General features: G+C 57.6%; 22 protein-coding genes. 13 read left to right on the top strand and 9 right to left on the bottom strand.

Annotated elements, in window-relative coordinates; genetic code table 11:
* Positions 1 to 12: 12 nt before the first annotated feature.
* Positions 13 to 948, bottom strand: coding sequence for a DMT family transporter (locus ACI514_RS14040; RefSeq protein WP_405124088.1), 936 nt, complete (start codon positions 946 to 948; stop codon positions 13 to 15).
* Positions 949 to 1,033: 85 nt separating this feature from the next.
* Between ACI514_RS14040 and ACI514_RS14035 the strand changes: the two genes are divergently transcribed.
* The 3 genes from ACI514_RS14035 (at position 1,034) to ACI514_RS14025 (ending at position 3,638) form a co-directional block, all read left to right on the top strand.
* Positions 1,034 to 1,597, top strand: coding sequence for a helix-turn-helix domain-containing protein (locus tag ACI514_RS14035; RefSeq protein WP_160057355.1), 564 nt, complete (start codon positions 1,034 to 1,036; stop codon positions 1,595 to 1,597).
* Between the two features lie 117 nt (positions 1,598 to 1,714).
* Entirely contained in the window at positions 1,715 to 2,011 is a 297-nt protein-coding gene (locus ACI514_RS14030; protein ID WP_160057356.1) for a hypothetical protein, read from the top strand.
* Between the two features lie 199 nt (positions 2,012 to 2,210).
* Entirely contained in the window at positions 2,211 to 3,638 is a 1,428-nt protein-coding gene (locus ACI514_RS14025) for an FAD/NAD(P)-binding protein (RefSeq protein WP_160057357.1), read from the top strand.
* Between the two features lie 201 nt (positions 3,639 to 3,839).
* Here ACI514_RS14025 and ppnN read toward each other — a convergent pair whose 3' ends face one another.
* Positions 3,840 to 5,213, bottom strand: coding sequence for a nucleotide 5'-monophosphate nucleosidase PpnN (gene ppnN, locus ACI514_RS14020; protein ID WP_008085844.1), 1,374 nt, complete (start codon positions 5,211 to 5,213; stop codon positions 3,840 to 3,842).
* Positions 5,214 to 5,437: 224 nt separating this feature from the next.
* Here ppnN and ACI514_RS14015 point away from each other — a divergent pair, with 224 nt between their 5' ends.
* Positions 5,438 to 5,965, top strand: coding sequence for a DUF3087 family protein (locus ACI514_RS14015; protein ID WP_160057358.1), 528 nt, complete (start codon positions 5,438 to 5,440; stop codon positions 5,963 to 5,965).
* On the opposite strand, the gene ACI514_RS14010 is transcribed toward ACI514_RS14015, so the two are convergent.
* Positions 5,966 to 6,340 carry a DUF2784 domain-containing protein gene (locus tag ACI514_RS14010; RefSeq protein ID WP_077573342.1) on the bottom strand — a complete coding sequence of 125 codons (375 nt, stop codon included), beginning with the start codon at positions 6,338 to 6,340 and terminating at the stop codon, positions 5,966 to 5,968.
* A 186-nt stretch (positions 6,341 to 6,526) separates the two neighbouring features.
* On the opposite strand from ACI514_RS14010, the gene ACI514_RS14005 reads away from it, so the two are divergent.
* Genes ACI514_RS14005 through ACI514_RS13995 form a run of 3 tightly spaced genes read left to right on the top strand, consistent with a single transcriptional unit; the run spans position 6,527 to position 7,736 of the window.
* Positions 6,527 to 7,225: an AzlC family ABC transporter permease gene (locus tag ACI514_RS14005; RefSeq protein ID WP_016983007.1), complete on the top strand. Its 699-nt coding sequence runs from the start codon at positions 6,527 to 6,529 to the stop codon at positions 7,223 to 7,225.
* On the top strand, positions 7,225 to 7,536 hold the full coding sequence (locus tag ACI514_RS14000) for an AzlD domain-containing protein (RefSeq protein ID WP_174244501.1): 312 nt from the start codon (positions 7,225 to 7,227) through the stop codon (positions 7,534 to 7,536). The genes ACI514_RS14005 and ACI514_RS14000 overlap by 1 nt, the downstream gene beginning before the upstream one ends.
* A gap of 53 nt (positions 7,537 to 7,589) precedes the next feature.
* Positions 7,590 to 7,736, top strand: coding sequence for a hypothetical protein (locus ACI514_RS13995; protein ID WP_174244442.1), 147 nt, complete (start codon positions 7,590 to 7,592; stop codon positions 7,734 to 7,736).
* 46 nt (positions 7,737 to 7,782) lie between these two features.
* Here the strand turns inward: ACI514_RS13995 and ACI514_RS13990 are convergent, their stop codons facing one another.
* The 4 genes from ACI514_RS13990 to ACI514_RS13975 form a co-directional block, all read right to left on the bottom strand.
* Positions 7,783 to 8,055, bottom strand: a complete 273-nt coding sequence (locus ACI514_RS13990; protein WP_160057359.1) for a hypothetical protein — start codon at positions 8,053 to 8,055, stop codon at positions 7,783 to 7,785.
* A gap of 330 nt (positions 8,056 to 8,385) precedes the next feature.
* Positions 8,386 to 9,066 carry an SOS response-associated peptidase gene (locus ACI514_RS13985; RefSeq protein WP_405124087.1) on the bottom strand — a complete coding sequence of 227 codons (681 nt, stop codon included), beginning with the start codon at positions 9,064 to 9,066 and terminating at the stop codon, positions 8,386 to 8,388.
* Positions 9,067 to 9,095: 29 nt separating this feature from the next.
* Positions 9,096 to 9,938, bottom strand: coding sequence for an ABC transporter permease (locus tag ACI514_RS13980; RefSeq protein WP_077573337.1), 843 nt, complete (start codon positions 9,936 to 9,938; stop codon positions 9,096 to 9,098).
* A 62-nt stretch (positions 9,939 to 10,000) separates the two neighbouring features.
* Entirely contained in the window at positions 10,001 to 10,981 is a 981-nt protein-coding gene (locus tag ACI514_RS13975) for an aliphatic sulfonate ABC transporter substrate-binding protein (RefSeq protein WP_160057361.1), read from the bottom strand.
* Between the two features lie 293 nt (positions 10,982 to 11,274).
* On the opposite strand from ACI514_RS13975, the gene ACI514_RS13970 reads away from it, so the two are divergent.
* The 3 genes from ACI514_RS13970 to ACI514_RS13960 all read left to right on the top strand — a co-directional run bounded on the left by ACI514_RS13970 (position 11,275) and on the right by ACI514_RS13960 (position 13,607).
* Entirely contained in the window at positions 11,275 to 12,222 is a 948-nt protein-coding gene (locus tag ACI514_RS13970) for an ABC transporter substrate-binding protein (protein WP_405124086.1), read from the top strand.
* Positions 12,223 to 12,353: 131 nt separating this feature from the next.
* Complete coding sequence (locus ACI514_RS13965) at positions 12,354 to 13,253, top strand: polysaccharide deacetylase family protein (RefSeq protein ID WP_405124085.1); 900 nt, start codon at positions 12,354 to 12,356, stop codon at positions 13,251 to 13,253.
* A gap of 111 nt (positions 13,254 to 13,364) precedes the next feature.
* Positions 13,365 to 13,607 carry a DUF1652 domain-containing protein gene (locus tag ACI514_RS13960; RefSeq protein WP_016983016.1) on the top strand — a complete coding sequence of 81 codons (243 nt, stop codon included), beginning with the start codon at positions 13,365 to 13,367 and terminating at the stop codon, positions 13,605 to 13,607.
* A gap of 4 nt (positions 13,608 to 13,611) precedes the next feature.
* On the opposite strand, the gene ACI514_RS13955 is transcribed toward ACI514_RS13960, so the two are convergent.
* The gene (locus ACI514_RS13955; protein ID WP_405124084.1) at positions 13,612 to 13,974 is read right to left on the bottom strand and encodes an NUDIX hydrolase; all 363 of its coding nucleotides are present in this window, start codon (positions 13,972 to 13,974) and stop codon (positions 13,612 to 13,614) included.
* 224 nt (positions 13,975 to 14,198) lie between these two features.
* Here ACI514_RS13955 and ACI514_RS13950 point away from each other — a divergent pair, with 224 nt between their 5' ends.
* Positions 14,199 to 14,396, top strand: a complete 198-nt coding sequence (locus ACI514_RS13950) for a DUF2188 domain-containing protein (RefSeq protein WP_160057365.1) — start codon at positions 14,199 to 14,201, stop codon at positions 14,394 to 14,396.
* A gap of 64 nt (positions 14,397 to 14,460) precedes the next feature.
* Here the strand turns inward: ACI514_RS13950 and ACI514_RS13945 are convergent, their stop codons facing one another.
* Positions 14,461 to 14,700, bottom strand: coding sequence for a hypothetical protein (locus ACI514_RS13945; RefSeq protein WP_008085812.1), 240 nt, complete (start codon positions 14,698 to 14,700; stop codon positions 14,461 to 14,463).
* A gap of 185 nt (positions 14,701 to 14,885) precedes the next feature.
* Here ACI514_RS13945 and ACI514_RS13940 point away from each other — a divergent pair, with 185 nt between their 5' ends.
* Together ACI514_RS13940 and ACI514_RS13935 are read left to right on the top strand one after the other, a co-directional pair.
* On the top strand, positions 14,886 to 15,221 hold the full coding sequence (locus ACI514_RS13940) for a hypothetical protein (protein ID WP_405124083.1): 336 nt from the start codon (positions 14,886 to 14,888) through the stop codon (positions 15,219 to 15,221).
* 200 nt (positions 15,222 to 15,421) lie between these two features.
* Positions 15,422 to 16,027: a DUF6338 family protein gene (locus tag ACI514_RS13935; RefSeq protein ID WP_405124082.1), complete on the top strand. Its 606-nt coding sequence runs from the start codon at positions 15,422 to 15,424 to the stop codon at positions 16,025 to 16,027.
* Positions 16,028 to 16,132 lie beyond the last annotated feature (105 nt).

Raw genomic sequence — 16,132 nt, 5'->3', positions numbered from 1 at the left:
AGGTGATGCGGGTTAACCTTGGGTTTCCTGCTCCAACCCAGCTTCGGCTTCAGCAACCTTACCCTTGGTCTTCAACTCACTGACAATCACCGCCGCCACAATCAACCCCGCGCCCACCAGCGCAATCGCCGGCAAGCGCTCCCCGGCAATCCGTCCGACAATCCCGGCCCATACCGGCTCACCGGCATAGATCAACGTCGCCCGGGTTGGCGAAACACTCTTCTGCGCCCAGTTCATCGCCACCTGAATTGCTGCACTCGCTGCGCCCAGTCCCAGCGCGGTCACCAGCAGGGTCCAGGAAAAGTCCGGAATCATTTCCCCGGTCGGCACCACCAGCAGGAACGACAGCACGGAGGTCGTTGCCAGTTGCACGACGGTCACTCGGCGCACATCAACTTGACCGGCGTAGGTGCTGATCAGAATGATTTCGGCGGCAATGGCGATGGCGCTGATCAGCGTGGCGATTTCGCCGGGACTGAAATTCAGCGCTGCGCCGGACGGCCCGGACAGCAGCATCAAACCGGTGAACGCCAACATGATGCCGATGCTTGGCATCAACCCCGGACGGCGTCCAAGCACCAGCCATTGCAGCAACGGCACGAACGGGACGTATAGCGCGGTGATGAACGCCGACTGACTGCTCGGAATGGTTTGCAAGCCAACCGTCTGCAAGCCGTAACCGAGCATGATCGCCACGCCAATAAACGCGCCGGCCTTGAGTTCGAATAGGGTTAGTGCGCGCAGATGCCGCCACGAGAACAGCGCCACGATACAAGCCGCCGCCGCAAAACGCAGACCGACAAAAAACATCGGCCCGCTGACCGTCATCGCATGCTGAACCAGCAGAAAGGTGCCGCCCCAGATCATGGTGATCAGCACCAGCACGCACTCGGCTTTGCTGAAACGAGAGAAACGAAGGGGAGTGGGAGAGCTGTTCTGCGACGTCATGACCTTGCGCACTATAAAAAGGAGGCCGCACAATGCGCCCAACGTTGCGCAGTATACTGCCCAACCTCACCGAGTGAGCAATATAGTGCACAAAGATTCAACGCAACGGGCGTCCGTCCTGCAACACGTCAGCCTGAATGTGCGACGTCTACGCCATGCCGCTGACATGAGCCAGACCGCGCTGGCGGAAAAATCTGGCGTCAGCCGGCGCATGCTGGTGGCGATTGAGGCGGGCGAAAAGAACGTCAGTCTGACCACGCTTGATCGCGTTGCCGAGGCGCTTGATGTGGCGTTCAGCGATCTGATCCAGGCACCGGATGCGCGTGATCCAAGCCGCATCAACGAGGTGGCCTGGGCGGGCACGATCCCGGGCAGTAAAGCGGTGCTGCTCTCCAAAGCGACGGCGACTCGCGAAGTCGAGCAATGGGAATGGTGTCTGCAACCGGGCGAGGTCTACCCGTCGCAAGCGGATGCCGAGGGCTGGAGCGAGCAGATTTTCGTCTTTGAAGGTTGCCTGACGCTGATGCTCGGCGATCAGCCGCAGCACATCGGCACTGGGGAGTTTTTCATGTTTGCCAGCAACCAGCCGCATTCCTATCGCAATGATGGCGATGTTGCGGCGCGGTTTGTGCGCAATGTGGTCATATGACCGTTTGTCGGTAAAACGTGTCTACCTGTAATTTCTGACGGTAGACCTTAATCTTGGATACGGGCCATATTCTCTTCGCGGTATTCAAACCAAACTGCAATGGAAAGGAGTTGGAAAATGGCCTACGCACTCACTATCAAAGAAGCAAAAGAGGGGGCGATCAGCATGGGGGACGTACCCGCTCAGGGCGCGACAGCGGAAATTACTGTACATGGTGATGTTCGTGAAATTGAAATCCTGATCTCCGATAAAATTGTTGTGGAAATTCAACCTGTAAGTGCAGAGGTTTTCATTCCAAGAGCCCACCTGCATGATCACACCGGCCCACAGAAGTCATTTTCGTATGTCGGTTATGACCAACTCGGCAATTCGTATTATTCGGATGTTGTTTTTTACGACATTCTACCTTCTTGAAAGAGAGAAGGTCACGGTCTTCGACGTCTCGAATGTTGACGTCGAAGACACAACCGATCCGACAATAGGGGGACTGCATAAACGCTTCGTGAGATGGTCATCACTTGCGTTTCAATATTAGATCTCATCATTGTCTCTTCCTCAGCCAAACCTCTAAAGTGTTGGAACTATCAGGTTGACTCAGGCTGGCGAAATCAGCATGGACGAAGCGCAGCACAGGCAATTTTCCCCCTTAAACAAACAGGAAACTATCCTGATCATCGGCGGCGGCCTCAGCGGCACGATGCTGGCGGTGCAATTGTTGCGTCTGCCCGGCCAGCGCAAGGTCCTGATCATTGAGCCGCGTGCTGAATTGGGACGCGGCGAGGCCTACAGTGCAGTCGAGTTGGGCCACACACTCAACGGCAATGCGGCGCGCATGAGCGTCGATCCGGATAATCCTGATGATCTGACGCAATGGCTGACTGAACACATTGCCGGCGGAGGCTGGCCGGAGTCTGCAGAGCAGAACGTACCGGTCAGCGAACTGTTCCCGCCGCGTGGATTGTTCGGGGTCTATGTGCAGCAGCGTCTGGCTGAAGCCTGCACTGTCGGGGCGCGTTATGGTTCGAGCGTTGAACACATTCGTGCAGAGGTCGTCGATCTGCAGGTCGATGCCGATTCGGTGCAGCTGACGCTGAGCAATGGTCAGTCATTGTCTGGAGTCTGCGCAGTGCTGGCGACTGGAATGTTCCCTGCCGCACGAACTCCGCAGAAAGCCTCCAGCGGCCTCAACGCCGCCGCGCTTGATCCGTGGGATGTCGCGGCGATGCGTCAACTCGACCCGCAATCGACCGTGTTGATCATCGGCTCTGGCCTGACCATGGTCGATGCCGTGGTGTCGTTGGAGCAGGCGGGGCATCGCGGGCCGATCGAAGTGTTTTCGCGGCATGGCTTGTTACCCCATGTGCGCCGACAACCGCCGGCCTGGGTGGATTTTCTTGGCGACGATCACAGTACTCGCACGCCCCGACAGTTATTGCGCGAGTTGCGTCGGCAATGCCGGGCAGCCATCGCCCAAGGTATCGATTGGCAAGCGCCGCTGGACACGGTGCGGGTGCACATCGCCCGGTTGTGGAGTCAGGCGACTGACGTGCAGCGTCGACAATTCGTACGGCATGTGCGGCCGTGGTGGGAAAGCCATCATCACCGTTCGCCGCCGCTGAGTGCGGCGCTGGTTGAGCATCTTTATAAAGAAGGGCGATTGCGTATTCAGGCAGCGTCGTTCAAGGGGCTTGAGTCGAGCCCTGAAGATGGCGTCAGCATTCGTATTCGACGGCGCGGTGAGTCGGAAATCTGCGTGGTGCAGGGCGCCGCGCTGATCAATTCCAGTGGCATCGAATACGACTGGCGTCGGGTGGCGCGACCGTTGCCGCAGCAGGTGCTGGCGCGTGGTCTGGTGCAGCCGGGACCGTTGGCGTTGGGGATTGCGGCGGCAGGGGATGGCGCGGTGCTGGATGCCGAGGGGCTTGCGGCTAGCCGGTTGTTTGCAATGGGACCGCCATTGCGCGGGATGTGGTGGGAGAGTACGGCGGTGACGGATGTGGCGTTGCAGGCCAAGGCGTTGGCGGCGCGGTTGGTGGGTTGAGGTTGTTCTTTCGGGCCTCTTCGCGAGCAGGCTCGCTCCCACAGGGGGATTCAGGTTGCAAATACCATTTGCGCCACATAACAGAACCTGTGGGAGCGAGCCTGCTCGCGAAAGCGGTGGTTCAGTCAATATAAAAGGTGACTGATATACCGCTATCGCGAGCAGGCTCACTCCTACAAGGTCAGGTGGTAGCTGAAAGTATTACGCCACCACTCGATAACACGGCACATACGCCGCGCCACCCGGCAGTTTCATCCGGTGCTGGGCGACGAAGGCTTTGAGCAGGGCATCGAGCGGTTGCATGATCGCCGCATCCCCACGGATCTGGTACGGCCCGTGTTCCTCGATCAGACGAATGCCCTTGTCCTTGACGTTGCCAGCGACAATGCCGGAGAACGCCCGGCGCAGATTGGCCGCCAGTTCGTGCGGTGGCTGGTCGCGGTGCAGTTTCAGGTTGGCCATGTTCTCGTGGGTTGGATCGAACGGACGCTGGAAGCCTTCGTCGATTTTCAGCAGCCAGTTGAAGTGGAACGCGTCGTTGCGCTCGCGACGGAACTGCTTCACCGCTTTCAGCCCCTGAGTCATCTGCCGTGCCACTTCGGCCGGGTCGTCAATGATGATTTCGTAGTGCTGCTTGGCCGCTTCACCGAGGGTCGCGGTGACGAAAGCATCGAGTTGTTCCAGATACGGCGCGGCGTGTTTCGGCCCGGTGAGGATTACCGGGAACGGCAGCCCTTTATTGTCCGGGTGCATCAGGATGCCCAGCAGGTAGAGGAATTCTTCCGCGGTACCGGCACCGCCCGGGAAGATGATGATGCCGTGGCCAACACGGACGAAGGCTTCCAGACGTTTTTCGATGTCCGGCAGAATCACCAGCTCATTGACGATCGGGTTCGGCGCTTCGGCGGCAATGATGCCCGGCTCGGTGAGGCCGAGATAACGACCGCCGTGAATACGCTGTTTGGCGTGGGCGATGGTCGCGCCTTTCATCGGGCCTTTCATCACGCCGGGGCCGCAGCCGGTGCAGATGTCGAGGCTGCGCAGGCCGAGTTCGTGGCCGACTTTCTTGGTGTATTTGTATTCTTCGGTGTTGATCGAGTGACCGCCCCAGCACACGACGATTTTCGGCTCGACGCCCGGACGCAAAGTGCGCGCATTGCGCAGCAGGTGGAAAACGTAGTCGCTGATGCCTTGCGAGGTGGTCAGGTCGATGCGTTGGCTGTCGAGTTCGTTTTCGGTGTAGACGATGTCGCGCAGGGCGCTGAAGAGCATTTCGCGGGTGCTGGCGATCATTTCGCCGTCGACGAAGGCGTCGGCCGGAGCGTTCAGCAGCTCCAGGCGTACGCCGCGATCCTGTTGGTGAATGCGGATTTCGAAGTCCTTGTAGGCTTCGAGGATGGTTTTGGCATTGTCGACATGGGCGCCGGTATTGAGGATGGCCAGGGCGCACTGGCGGAAGAGGGTATAGGTGCTGCCGGATCCGGCTTCGCTCAGTTGTTGAACTTCACGTTGAGAAAGGGTTTCCAGGCTGCCTTTCGGGCTGACCGAGGCATTGATTACGTGTCGTTGGGTCATGCAATGATCCTTAAAACGATGTCATCCCAAAACCAGGCGAATGGCATCCGAATAGTGTGTATCCATGAATGAAGATGGCACGATCTGCGCTGTACCGCCATGTCCCCGTTGGACGCTGAAAAGATGAAAAGGAGCCCCAGCATAGCTAAATCCGCGGTAGAGGCGATAATGCGCCGGCCGGTTTTTTCTGTTAGCCCTTTTGTCGCTCAAGGAAGTCATTTGTGATGTTCGAGATTCAGCCGATGGACGCCGCCACTTTTCGTCAGCAGACACGCCGCAGCACGATCATCATCGCCGTGCTGTTCCTGGTGCTGGCGATGCTGTTTTCCAGCGTCGCGGTGGCGCTGTTCGGCGAGCCTGGCGGCGATAACCTGCGCTTCAATGTCGGCGGGGTTTTTCTGGCATTTCTGCTGACTGCGGCATTACTGCGCGGGCGCTTCTGGAATCAGAGCTGGATGGCGCCAGCGGTGTATAGCTGGCGACTCAAGCGCAACCTGATGAGCATCACCAATGTGATGCATCAGGTCAAGGCGGCGGTGGAGCAGAACGATGCGACGGCGATGAAGGTGCTGCGCTTCTACCATCTAGGGCTGACACAAATGCACGAACTGGATGGCAACTCCAGCGATCACGGGCAATTGTGGCGGGAAGCTGAAGCACACAAGGAGCGGATGCAGGCGCTGGGGCTCGATACCGCGCAGACGCGCCTGGATCCGGCCTGGCTTGAGGCCTTGAAGCAAACGGCGCGTTGATTACAGTGCTCGGCGCAGTTTCCACGACCGGATTAAACGGCCGTAAACCAACAGGTTCACCGCCAGTACCACGCTGCCGAGCGCCAGTTGAATCTGCGGGGTGAGCCCGGCCGGGTAAATGATCGGCCAGATGTAATGCTCGATGAAGCCGCCGGCGTATTCAGTCTGCCCGGCCGCGTGGCGCATAAGGTTTTCCCAGTAGGTCAGCGGGCAGGTCAAGTGCAGTACTTCGACCGCCACGCCCCAGGCGGCTGCCGGCAGATGCAGCCACATCAAACGCGGCCATTTGAGTACCAGCAGCCCGCCAAACAGCACGAACAAAATGAAGCACAAATGGAACAGCACCAGCCCGTCGGCTGCGATTCGGTACAGCATGTCGTCTCCCTGACGCGATTGTGAATAGCGCCATGTTACGCCGGTCAGGGGATCAAAGGTCAGTGCGAAAATCAGCGAATTGCGCGCGCATCCGGCCGATTTCCCACAAGTGCGCAAGATTGTTCAAGCCAGAAAGGCGAAATGGCTGGCACAGTCTTAGACCGTTTTCCTGGTTGAAGAACGTTTATGTCTGACTCACTCATGCCGCGCAGTGCGTTCCTTCGCGGCGCTGCGGCGATCATGCCGTTGTCTCTGGCCACCGCGCCGTGGGGGCTGTTGGCCGGCTCCATGGCGATCGAAGCCAATCTCACACCGCTGCAAGGCCAAGGCTTGTCGAGCATTGTGTTTGCCGGGGCGGCGCAATTGGTGGCGATTGGCATGCTCAAGGGCGGCGCGGGGATTTTTTCGATTCTGTTGACCACGCTGCTGCTGACGTCGCAGCACTTGCTGTATGGCATGAGCATGCGTTCGGTGATTTCGCCGCTGCCGGGGCGCTGGCGCATAGGTCTGGGTTTTTTGCTTACCGATGAGTTGTTTGCACTGACCAGTCAGCATGATCGTCAACAATTCAATCGCTGGTATGCGCTCGGCGTTGGCCTGACGTTCTACATCGCGTGGAATCTGTTCACTCTCGCCGGCATTGTCCTCGGCAGCAGCATTCCGGGGCTTGAGCACCTGGGGCTGGATTTTTCGATTGCCGCCACGTTTATCGCATTGATCACGCCGGTGGTGCGTAACGTGCCGACGGTGGTGTGTGTGGCGGTGTCGCTGTTTTGTTCGGTGTTGTTCAGTTACTGGCAATGGGGCTCGGCCCTGGTGTTGTCCGGGCTGGCCGGAATGACCGCAGGGTTTATCTGCAACAAGCTGTATCGGGAGCGCACATGATGGTTTGGGCGGTGATTTTCGGCATGGGGATTCTGGTCTTTCTTAATCGCTACGTGTTTCTCGAACCGCGTTTGCCGGTGCGTCTGAGCAGCAATGCGCGACAGTTTCTCGGGTTTGCGGTACCGGGGATGTTGACCGCTATCTGTGGGCCGATTGTCTTCATGCCCGACAAACAACTGAATCTGCAGTGGGATAATCCTTATCTGCTTAGTTCGCTGGTAGCGATCGCACTGGTGATATACACCCGCAGTACTTTGCTCAGCATGCTGTTGAGCATGGCGTTCTTCTTTTTGCTGCGCTGGTGGTTGTAAGTTGTCTGTTCTACGCTTCAGGGATGGAGATTAACTGATAACGGGAGGTGCACATGGCGACTGAGCAAAAGCATCCAGACACGGATGACGAAGATACGGACGAACCGACGCAAGAAGAAATAGAGCGTGAAAAGCACAAGGAACAGACCTGGAAGCACGATGATGGCCGAGAGCTTTCCGATCCTGACCGCAAGTTTTGAGTGACTTCTACGAAAAAGCCCCGCAAATGCAGGGCTTTTTTGTGGTTCAGAGATCGTCCAGCTGCGTGAAATCGGGGTGTGTGGCCCGATATCCCAAGGTTCGATCAATCCACGCATTCAGCTCGTTGACCATCACCGGCGCGTGGCCGGGATACCCTTCGAGGGTGGTGCGCAGGATGTGTTCGATATCGGGTACGGAACGCAGGTTTCGGGTCTTGATGTAGTGGCCGATAAAACAGTCGAGTTCAAAGCGTTCTGTCATCGACAGATGAATACACTCCAGGCCGCTGACCTGTTTGATTGCAAAATCGTCGCGCAACTTATTTCTCTGCAAGGCTTGTAGACGTTAGGGGTTCCTGGTTTGTTGACTCTTTGGTCAACTGGTATACCAAATGGAAATGCGGCGCGCATGCTAGCCGTAGTGCATATAAATGTATGTATGACGGTTGAAATGTCAGACAGGCGGTTAGTTCATTCGAACGTCTGTTTTATGTGCTCCGTCTCAAAAATGAAACAGTGTTTGTAACAACAGTGATTCGCTTTATGAGTCGCTAAAATTTGCAATAGTTTTATTGCTTGTAACGCTGCGTCAAAAGATCGCAGCCTTCGGCAGCTCCTACATTGATAAACGCTTGAAGTCGGCAAATGTTTAAGTCTGCTCGATAATCAAACTGGCCCCCTGATTGCGCACGTTACCGACAGCTTTGCCGACTTTGTACCATTCGAACACTTCGTTGCGTTCACCTTCGAACAGCAGCATTTGCTCGGCGCGCTCAAAGGGTGTCGCCGGATCCAGCCATTCATGCACCAAGTCTGCGCAGAAGACTACGGGTCGGCGATCATGGATATCGAGCATGCCGCCGACAGCATCGGCGGTGATTATCACGAAACCGTCGTCATCCCGAGCTGGCGTTTCGGCTGTAGGAAATTGCCCGATGGCTGCGCAGAAAACCGCTTCGTGATCCGCGCGACGGATCAGCCATGGTTGTCGTGTTTTGTCTGCGCTATCGACCCATTCAAACCAGTTGTCCACGGGCACAATCAAACGATGTCGCCAGATCGCCCGGAAGAATGGTCCATGGGCGACTTTCTCGACCCGGGCATTGATCGGTGGTGGACGATCCTTGGCCCAATGCGGGCGCCAGCCCCAGCGCAGATTGTCGGCATGCAGGTGTTGCCCTTGTTGATGCAGGACGGCCAGCGCGGTGGTCGGCGCCGCGTTGTAGCGATCGAGCGGCGCGTCGCCGACGTGATTGATCAACGCGTCGGGAATGCTCAGCACCGCGACGAAGTCGTGAATGCCCCGGTACTGCGAGAGTCTTCCGCACATGGGCTGAATCTCCGGTTGGAGAGTTCAGCTTAGTCGCTGGCGTCCTGCCCGGTGAAGGTGTCACGCCAGTTCAGCCAGCGGCGTTCGAGCATGGCCAGCAAGCCGTCGCTGAGTTTGCCGAGCAAGGCGAGCACGATGATCGCGGCCAGCACGATGTCCGGCCGCGAGGTTTCCCGGCCGTCACTGAGCAGATAGCCCAAACCCTTGGTGGCCGCGATCAACTCTGCTGCCACGAGAAACATCCATGCCAGGCTCATGCCGCTGCGCAATCCGGTGAACAGGCCGGGCAGGGCGGCGGGCAGCAATATTCGTCGCACCAGTTGCAAGCGGCTGAAACCATAGATGCGGCCGACTTCCACCAGTTTGCGATCAATATTTCGAATCGCCGCGACGACATTCACATACACCGGAAAGAACGCGCCGATCGCGATCAAGACAATTTTCGAGGTCTCGTCGATGCCCAGCCACAACAGCAGCAGTGGCACCCAGGCCAGGCTCGGAATGGAGCGCAGGGCGGCGAACGTCGGCTCCAGATAGGCCTCGGCTTCACGGCTCAAGCCGACCCAGGCAGCAAACACCAGCGCCAGACTGGCGCCAATGGCAAAACCCAGCAACACGCGAATCAGGCTGGCGCCGATGTGCTTCCACAGCGCGCCCTCAGCAAGGTCGGTGAGGGTCAGGGCGATTTCGCTCGGCGCCGGCATCTGGTAGGACGGCAGCCAACCGATGCGGACGATAATTTCCAGTGCAACGATGATCAGCAGCGGCAGGGCCAGGCCTTTGCCGCGGCGCTGCCACGTCGGATTCAAACTCGCAGGACGCTGGCGCGGTACGGCAAGTGGCGCGGGCAAGTCTTTGCTGTGAGTGGTCATGGTTTTGGCTCCGCTCACGACAAATCCGCGACGGGGCGCGGATTTGTCGTGAGGCTGATCGGTTACTGGTGGGCGACGGCTTGCTGCACACCGCTGTCGAGCAATTGATCGATGACTTGATCGACATTCACCCCACGGCGCACCAGTTCCTCGGAGACCAGAATCGGCGCCGCTGCCTTGGAGGCGCTGATGTCCTGTTGAGTGAGTTGCGGGCTGCTCAGGTCAGTGCGCGACAGTTGCAACTTGGCTACATCCAGCGGCAATCCGGACTCCTTGGCGAGAAGGGCGGCGAATTCATCGGGATTTTTCAGCGCCCAGTCGCGGGCCTGTTCGTAGGCTTTGATGACGGTGTCGATGGTTTGCGGATGTTCTTTGGCGTATTGCTCGGTGACGCTGACCACGCCGTAACTGTTGAACGCCGGGTTGCGATAGAGCAGGCGCGAACCGGCCTGCACCTGACTGGCGGCCATGTGCGGATCGAGTCCGGCCCAGGCGTCGACATCGCCTTTTTCCAGTGCGGTGCGGCCATCTGGATGTTGCAGATGAACCAGTTCCACATCGTCTTTTTTCAGCCCGGCCTGTTGCAGGCTGCGCAGGGTGAACAGGTACGGGTCGGTGCCTTTGGTGGCAGCGATCTTTTTGCCCTTGAGGTCGGCGACAGTCTGGTAAGGAGAATCCTTGCGCACCACCAATGCTGTCCATTCGGCGCGGCTGTAGACATAGACCGATTTGATCGGGCTGCCGTTTGCTCGGCTCAGCACGGCGGCGAGACTGGCGCTGGAAGCGAAATCCACGCCGCCGCTGTTGAGGTATTCCAGCGAGCGGTTGCTGCCCTGGCTCAGGACCCAGCTGACCTTGGTCTGCGGCAAGGCTTTTTCGAGGAAACCGAAGTGCTTGAGCACCAGACTGACTGGTGAGTAATAGGCGTAGTCCAGATGCACTTCTGCCGGCGCCGTTTCAGTCGCGTGGGCGAGCGGTTGCAGGCTCAGTGCCACTGCGCTGGCAGCCAGCAGGGTTTTGAGTCGAGGAAAGAACGATGTCATGGGGCGCTCCGGCAAAGGCACAGGTTTCTTATGTCCAAAAAGATATTTTTATCGAATGCTTCCTGCATGAATGGAATATTGCAGGCTCTGTGCCATGTGCTTGAAAGCCCCGGTTTGTAAGGGTTTTAACGTCAAGTGCAGGATTTCAGCTGTTGCGTGGGCAACAGTGTGATCTGCCACTGTTGCCAAGCAAACAGCAAGTATCAACCGTGATGAGCTTATGCATTTATCGAATTTCAAAACCTTGAATCAACAGCGTTATGGTCTATGCAATTACCTTTGCAGGACTCGCCATGAAGCTTTCTCGTTTCCTCCGCCGTGCGTTAATCACTGCAGTATTCACCTCGCCGCTTTCCTATGCAGCCGAGCCATTGGTCCTGCATGTGGGCGATCAGAACTACTACAACATCCGTGCCTCGGTGGAGGCATCCGGTGTGTTGAAAGACGCGCCTTATACCGTCGACTGGAAACACTTCCAGGCCGCTGCACCCTTGGCGGAAGCCTTGCAAACCGGTTCGCTCGACCTGGGCTTTTTGGGCGATTCCGGTTTTCTGTTTCTGGCTGCCAAGCAGGCGCCGGTGAAACTGATCGGCGTATCGCGGCAGAATCCGGACACCATCGCGTTGTTGGTGCCCAAGGATTCTCCGGTGAAAACCATCGCCGACTTGAAGGGCAAAAAGGTCGCTTATTGGCCCGGAGCCTGGAGTCAGCAGTTGACCTTGCGCGCGCTGGAGCAGGGCGGTCTGCCGGAAAACTACGTCGACTTCGTCAAGCTGATGCCGATCGATGCCGCCGCAGCCCTGCCACAGGGCAGTATTGATGCCTTCCCGGTGTGGGAACCGTATATTTCCCAGCAGATCGTGTTCTCCGGTGCGCGGCCGATCCTGACCGCAAAAAACCTGATGCCGGGGCTCAGTGCAATCGCGGCGTCGACACCGTCCATCGACAGCAAACGTGCAGCGATTGCGGATTTTCTCGGTCGTTTGAAACTGGCGCGGGCCTGGGTCGACAGCCACACCGATGAGTACGCCGATCTGTGGGCGAAGAAAGCCAATCTCGATCAGCAAGTGTCGCGGCATTGGTTGCGCCAGGCGCACATGACGGTCGGCCCTGTGGACACGCAAGCGGCGACGGATCTGCAAAGCACTGCCGATTTCCTGTTCAAAGTGAAAGCGCTGCCAGCTCCGTTGGCCACCGCTGGCATTATCGACACGTCTTTTCAGCAGGCATTGGCTCACTGAACGAGCGCCGGAACCAAACCCTGTGTACCTTATCCAACCTCGGCTCGAATATCCGAGCGCAGGGATGGATAAGGGCGAGGGAGTTTTGCCAATCGATCACATGACGGCAGCCGCCGTGCTCAAGGCAAAACATGACATCCGGATTCAAACTTTTTTGTGCCGCGCTGATTGCTCTCGGGCTGGCCGGTTGTATCGCCGCCCCGATCGAAATGACCGCGCAAACCGAAACGCGCCTGAAGAACCAGGCGCCAGTGCGCTTTCTGCTGACGTTCGACGACGGCCCCAGTGCCTCGAGTTTGTGGAATCCGTCGGCCACGGTACTCGACAGTCTCAAGGACAATCCGCTGATGCCTGACATCAAAGCGGTGTTCTTCGTGCAGACGCGTGCACCGCGAGCGGGCAACAGTGACATCGGTCGCGGCATCATGCACCGTGAGTATGAGGAGGGGCACATCCTCGCGTTTCACACCGCGACCCATTGGCACACCAATCATCGCTTGCTCGACCCGCAAGAACTGGAAGAGTCGCTGAGCAACGGCACAGCTGATATTGCCGCCATTACGGGGGCGCCGCCGACGCTACTGCGCCCGCCGTTCTGGAATTACGACAAGCGCACCTTCGCCGCCTATCAACAGCATGGCTTGCATGTATTGCTCACCGATTTAAGCGCCAATGACGGCAAGATCTGGGGCTTCAATGCCAGCCCGCGACGTCGGGCCAACATGCTGCGGCAATTATCGGAAGTCCGTGAACGTATCGCCCTTGGCGAATTGCCCACCGTGGACGGGGTCATCCCGGTCGTGGTGACGTTTCATGATCTCAACCGCTATACCGCGAGGCACACCCGCGAATACCTGCAGATTCTGCTGGAGAGCGCCGCTGCCACGGGCGTGAGGCTGGCGGACAAGCCTTTCTATGATGATCACGCTGAACTTGAGAAAGCCGCGTTGGCGCGTGCCGTGGAGAACAGTTCGGAGTCGGTGAATTTGCCGGGGATGTGGAACTGGATCTGGGATCATGACGCGCATTGACGGCGTGCTTGAAAGTTGTGATCGGGTTGGCATTTTTGTGTCGAGCGAGACACAAATTGCTCATCTATGCTCTACGAGTCGACCGACCCACCGCCTGCGAGGCGTCCACTCATGCTTGCCATTGACGATATCTGCCGGATTGTCGAATCCGGCTTTCCTGCGTTCAAGTGCGATTGCATCCCGAGCACGCAGGGGCTATTGCAAATCAAGGTGTATGAGCCGGACAGCGGGCGAGTCGAGTTGCTGTTGAATGGCGTCTCCCCGGAACACCTCGTCACGATTCGTGACATTTCCAACTTCATCGGTGAATTACGCACGGAAATGAGCGCCGGTCGTCGTGCGTTCGCTGGCTAATCCCTCATAACCGTCGCTGAAACGCTTGAACGATGCGTAGCGTCGCGTCGCTGGTATTCAAATTGCGCACTGCGTCCAGCGGATGCCAGATGCAATCGATGATCTCGTTCTGCGGCCGCGCTTGTTCGAGATCCTGCACTGACGCTTCGTAGACATGGTGTCGCGTGCTGCCGCTCTGCAGTTCCATCAAATACAACACGTCGTCGGCGTTCAGGCCGGTTTCTTCCTGCAGTTCGCGTACGGCGGCTTGCGCGCGGGTTTCTCCGGGCTCTACTTTGCCGCCGGGCAATGTCCAGCGGCAGTGGGGTTTGCGCACCAGGAGAATGTGGCGATCCTGTTCGCATATAACGGTGGCGCGTACTTTCATCTGTTACCTGTTTACTGCCTGTCACAAAAAAGAAATAAAACTGCAATATTTGAGCCGAGGCTTGCGGCAAAGGTTTCATTGGAGTTTGGAGCGTTCGCGGCGGCGAAAAGTGCCAGAGCCATGACGGATGCGGCTTGCGACACCCGGTCGGCATTTCGGGCGGATCAGGGTGTAAGGTAAAAGCGTGAAGCTGGATCTGACCGTTAGCAAAAATGGAGGTGTCCATGAGCATGCCAATGTTGAACAAGATGCACATGAACGGCTATGACGTGCTTAGCGTGAACAATGGCCCATGGCGGGTTTGCACCCAGGGTGATCGGCTGGCGTCGTTTGGCAGCCGGGAGGAGGCGCTGGCCTACGCCGCCGCATTGCCTGGCTACAAAAAACGCTCGACGCGCGTGCAGAGTCACAAAACCCACTGACAGGCTGCCTGTAATGAAAGAGCCCCGGCAATTGTCGGGGCTTCTGTTTTGGGGGAGGGTGCTCTCAGTGGACCTTGGTTCGGCTGATGGCGCGGGCTTTCACTTCCTTGGCATACAGTTGCAGCCGTTCTTCGTCGCTTTGCAGCACCTCGCAGGATCTCAGCACGGTTTGTGCGTCCGCCTCATTGCCGGATTTGCGCAGCTGTTCTGCGATTCGTTTCAGGTCGACCGCCGACCATCTCAAGTCCGATGCAACGCTTTGCAGGTCGCGTTGAAGTTCGTGTTCGTATTCATTGAGCCGCATGATCACCTCCAGAACATTCTCGGTAGAAAAGAGTAGTCGCATTTTTCGTCGATGGGCAAAGCCTGTTCGTCAGTAAGCCGGACGGTTGTGAAAAGTTGTGCAGATTGCGCCGAGGGCGCGGTGCCACGATGGATGTAGCGCCGCTTACACGCTACATTCACTTTTTTTCAGATCAGGAACACAGCATGCGGATATGGATCGGGAGTTTGGCGTTGACCCTGTTGGCGGGTTGCTCGTTGCCGGCATCGCTGGTGCCGGGTGAGCCGAATATCAGCAAGACCAGCGACAAGTCGCCCAAGGACTATGCTGCGTGTTTATTACCGTTGTGGCAGAAGGATGTCGCCAAAACCTCGCAGACATCGATTTCCAACGGCTACCGCATCACCGCGCCGAGCATCATTACGGCGGACGAGATCCTCGACATCGTCAAATACAAGGACGGCAGCCGGGTTTCGTTGTATCAGGGCCCGCCGTGGGCCAAGTCCGGGTCGTTGCGCCAGTCGGTGCGTGATTGCCTGTAACGACGCCTGCCGAGACAAAAAAGCAGAAGCCGTATCGTCGGTTTCTGTTTTTTTTTGCCTGCCTGGAGGCTGATAAGGTGTGGATTTGATTCGCGAAATGAACGGTGACAGTTGCGCACGAAGGGTTTCCTCGGTGTGCACTAGGCTTTTGCGGGGCGGTCGATAGTCAGGTCGGCCGGTCTTTCAAGGAGTCGCGGATCATGGATGATCTGGTCAAAGAAGTTATTCCGCTGTTGCAGTATCTGATTCCCGGGTTTTTGTCGGCGTGGATTTTTTATTCGCTGACGGCGTTCAAGCGACCGGATACGTTCGGGCAGATTGTGCAGGCGCTGATTTTTACGTTTGTGATTCAGGGCGCGGTTTGGGGCGTGGGCACTCTGTGTTTGTGGGTGGGTTCGAAGGGGTTTTCTGTCGGGCGCTGGGATGCCAAGAGCGAAACGATGTGGGCATTCGTTGTGTCGGTGACGCTCGGGCTGTTTTCCTGTTATCTGGCCACGAATGACAAATTGCACGGCTGGTTACGCAATCGAAATGTCACGAAACAAACTTCCTACCCCAGCGAATGGTTCAGCATTTTTGCCCAGCACCATCGTCTGGTCACACTGCATTTGATCGATGAAAGGCGCGTGTTTGGCTGGCCCGTGGAGTGGCCACCGGAATCCAGCAGTGGCCAGTTCGTCATGCAGAATCCCTGCTGGCTGGATGCGGAAGGGGCAGAAGTGCCTTTTGGCGCTGAGTTTTTGCTGATAGATTCCGGGAAGGTCAAGTGGGTCGAATTCGGCCCGAAATCGGAGGTTTCTATATGACAGCCAGAGCACCGCAACCAATGCCGGAATGGGTAGCGCGTCGCTACACGAAAGATGGCAAGCCAGTGGCAAATGCGCAGCCCAAGGCACCCAGTGCTCCACCAC

Source organism: Pseudomonas sp. M20 (assembly GCF_045037865.1).
In the GTDB taxonomy this organism is placed as follows: Bacteria; Pseudomonadota; Gammaproteobacteria; order Pseudomonadales; family Pseudomonadaceae; genus Aquipseudomonas.
This window is presented reverse-complemented; position numbering and strand designations above follow the sequence as displayed.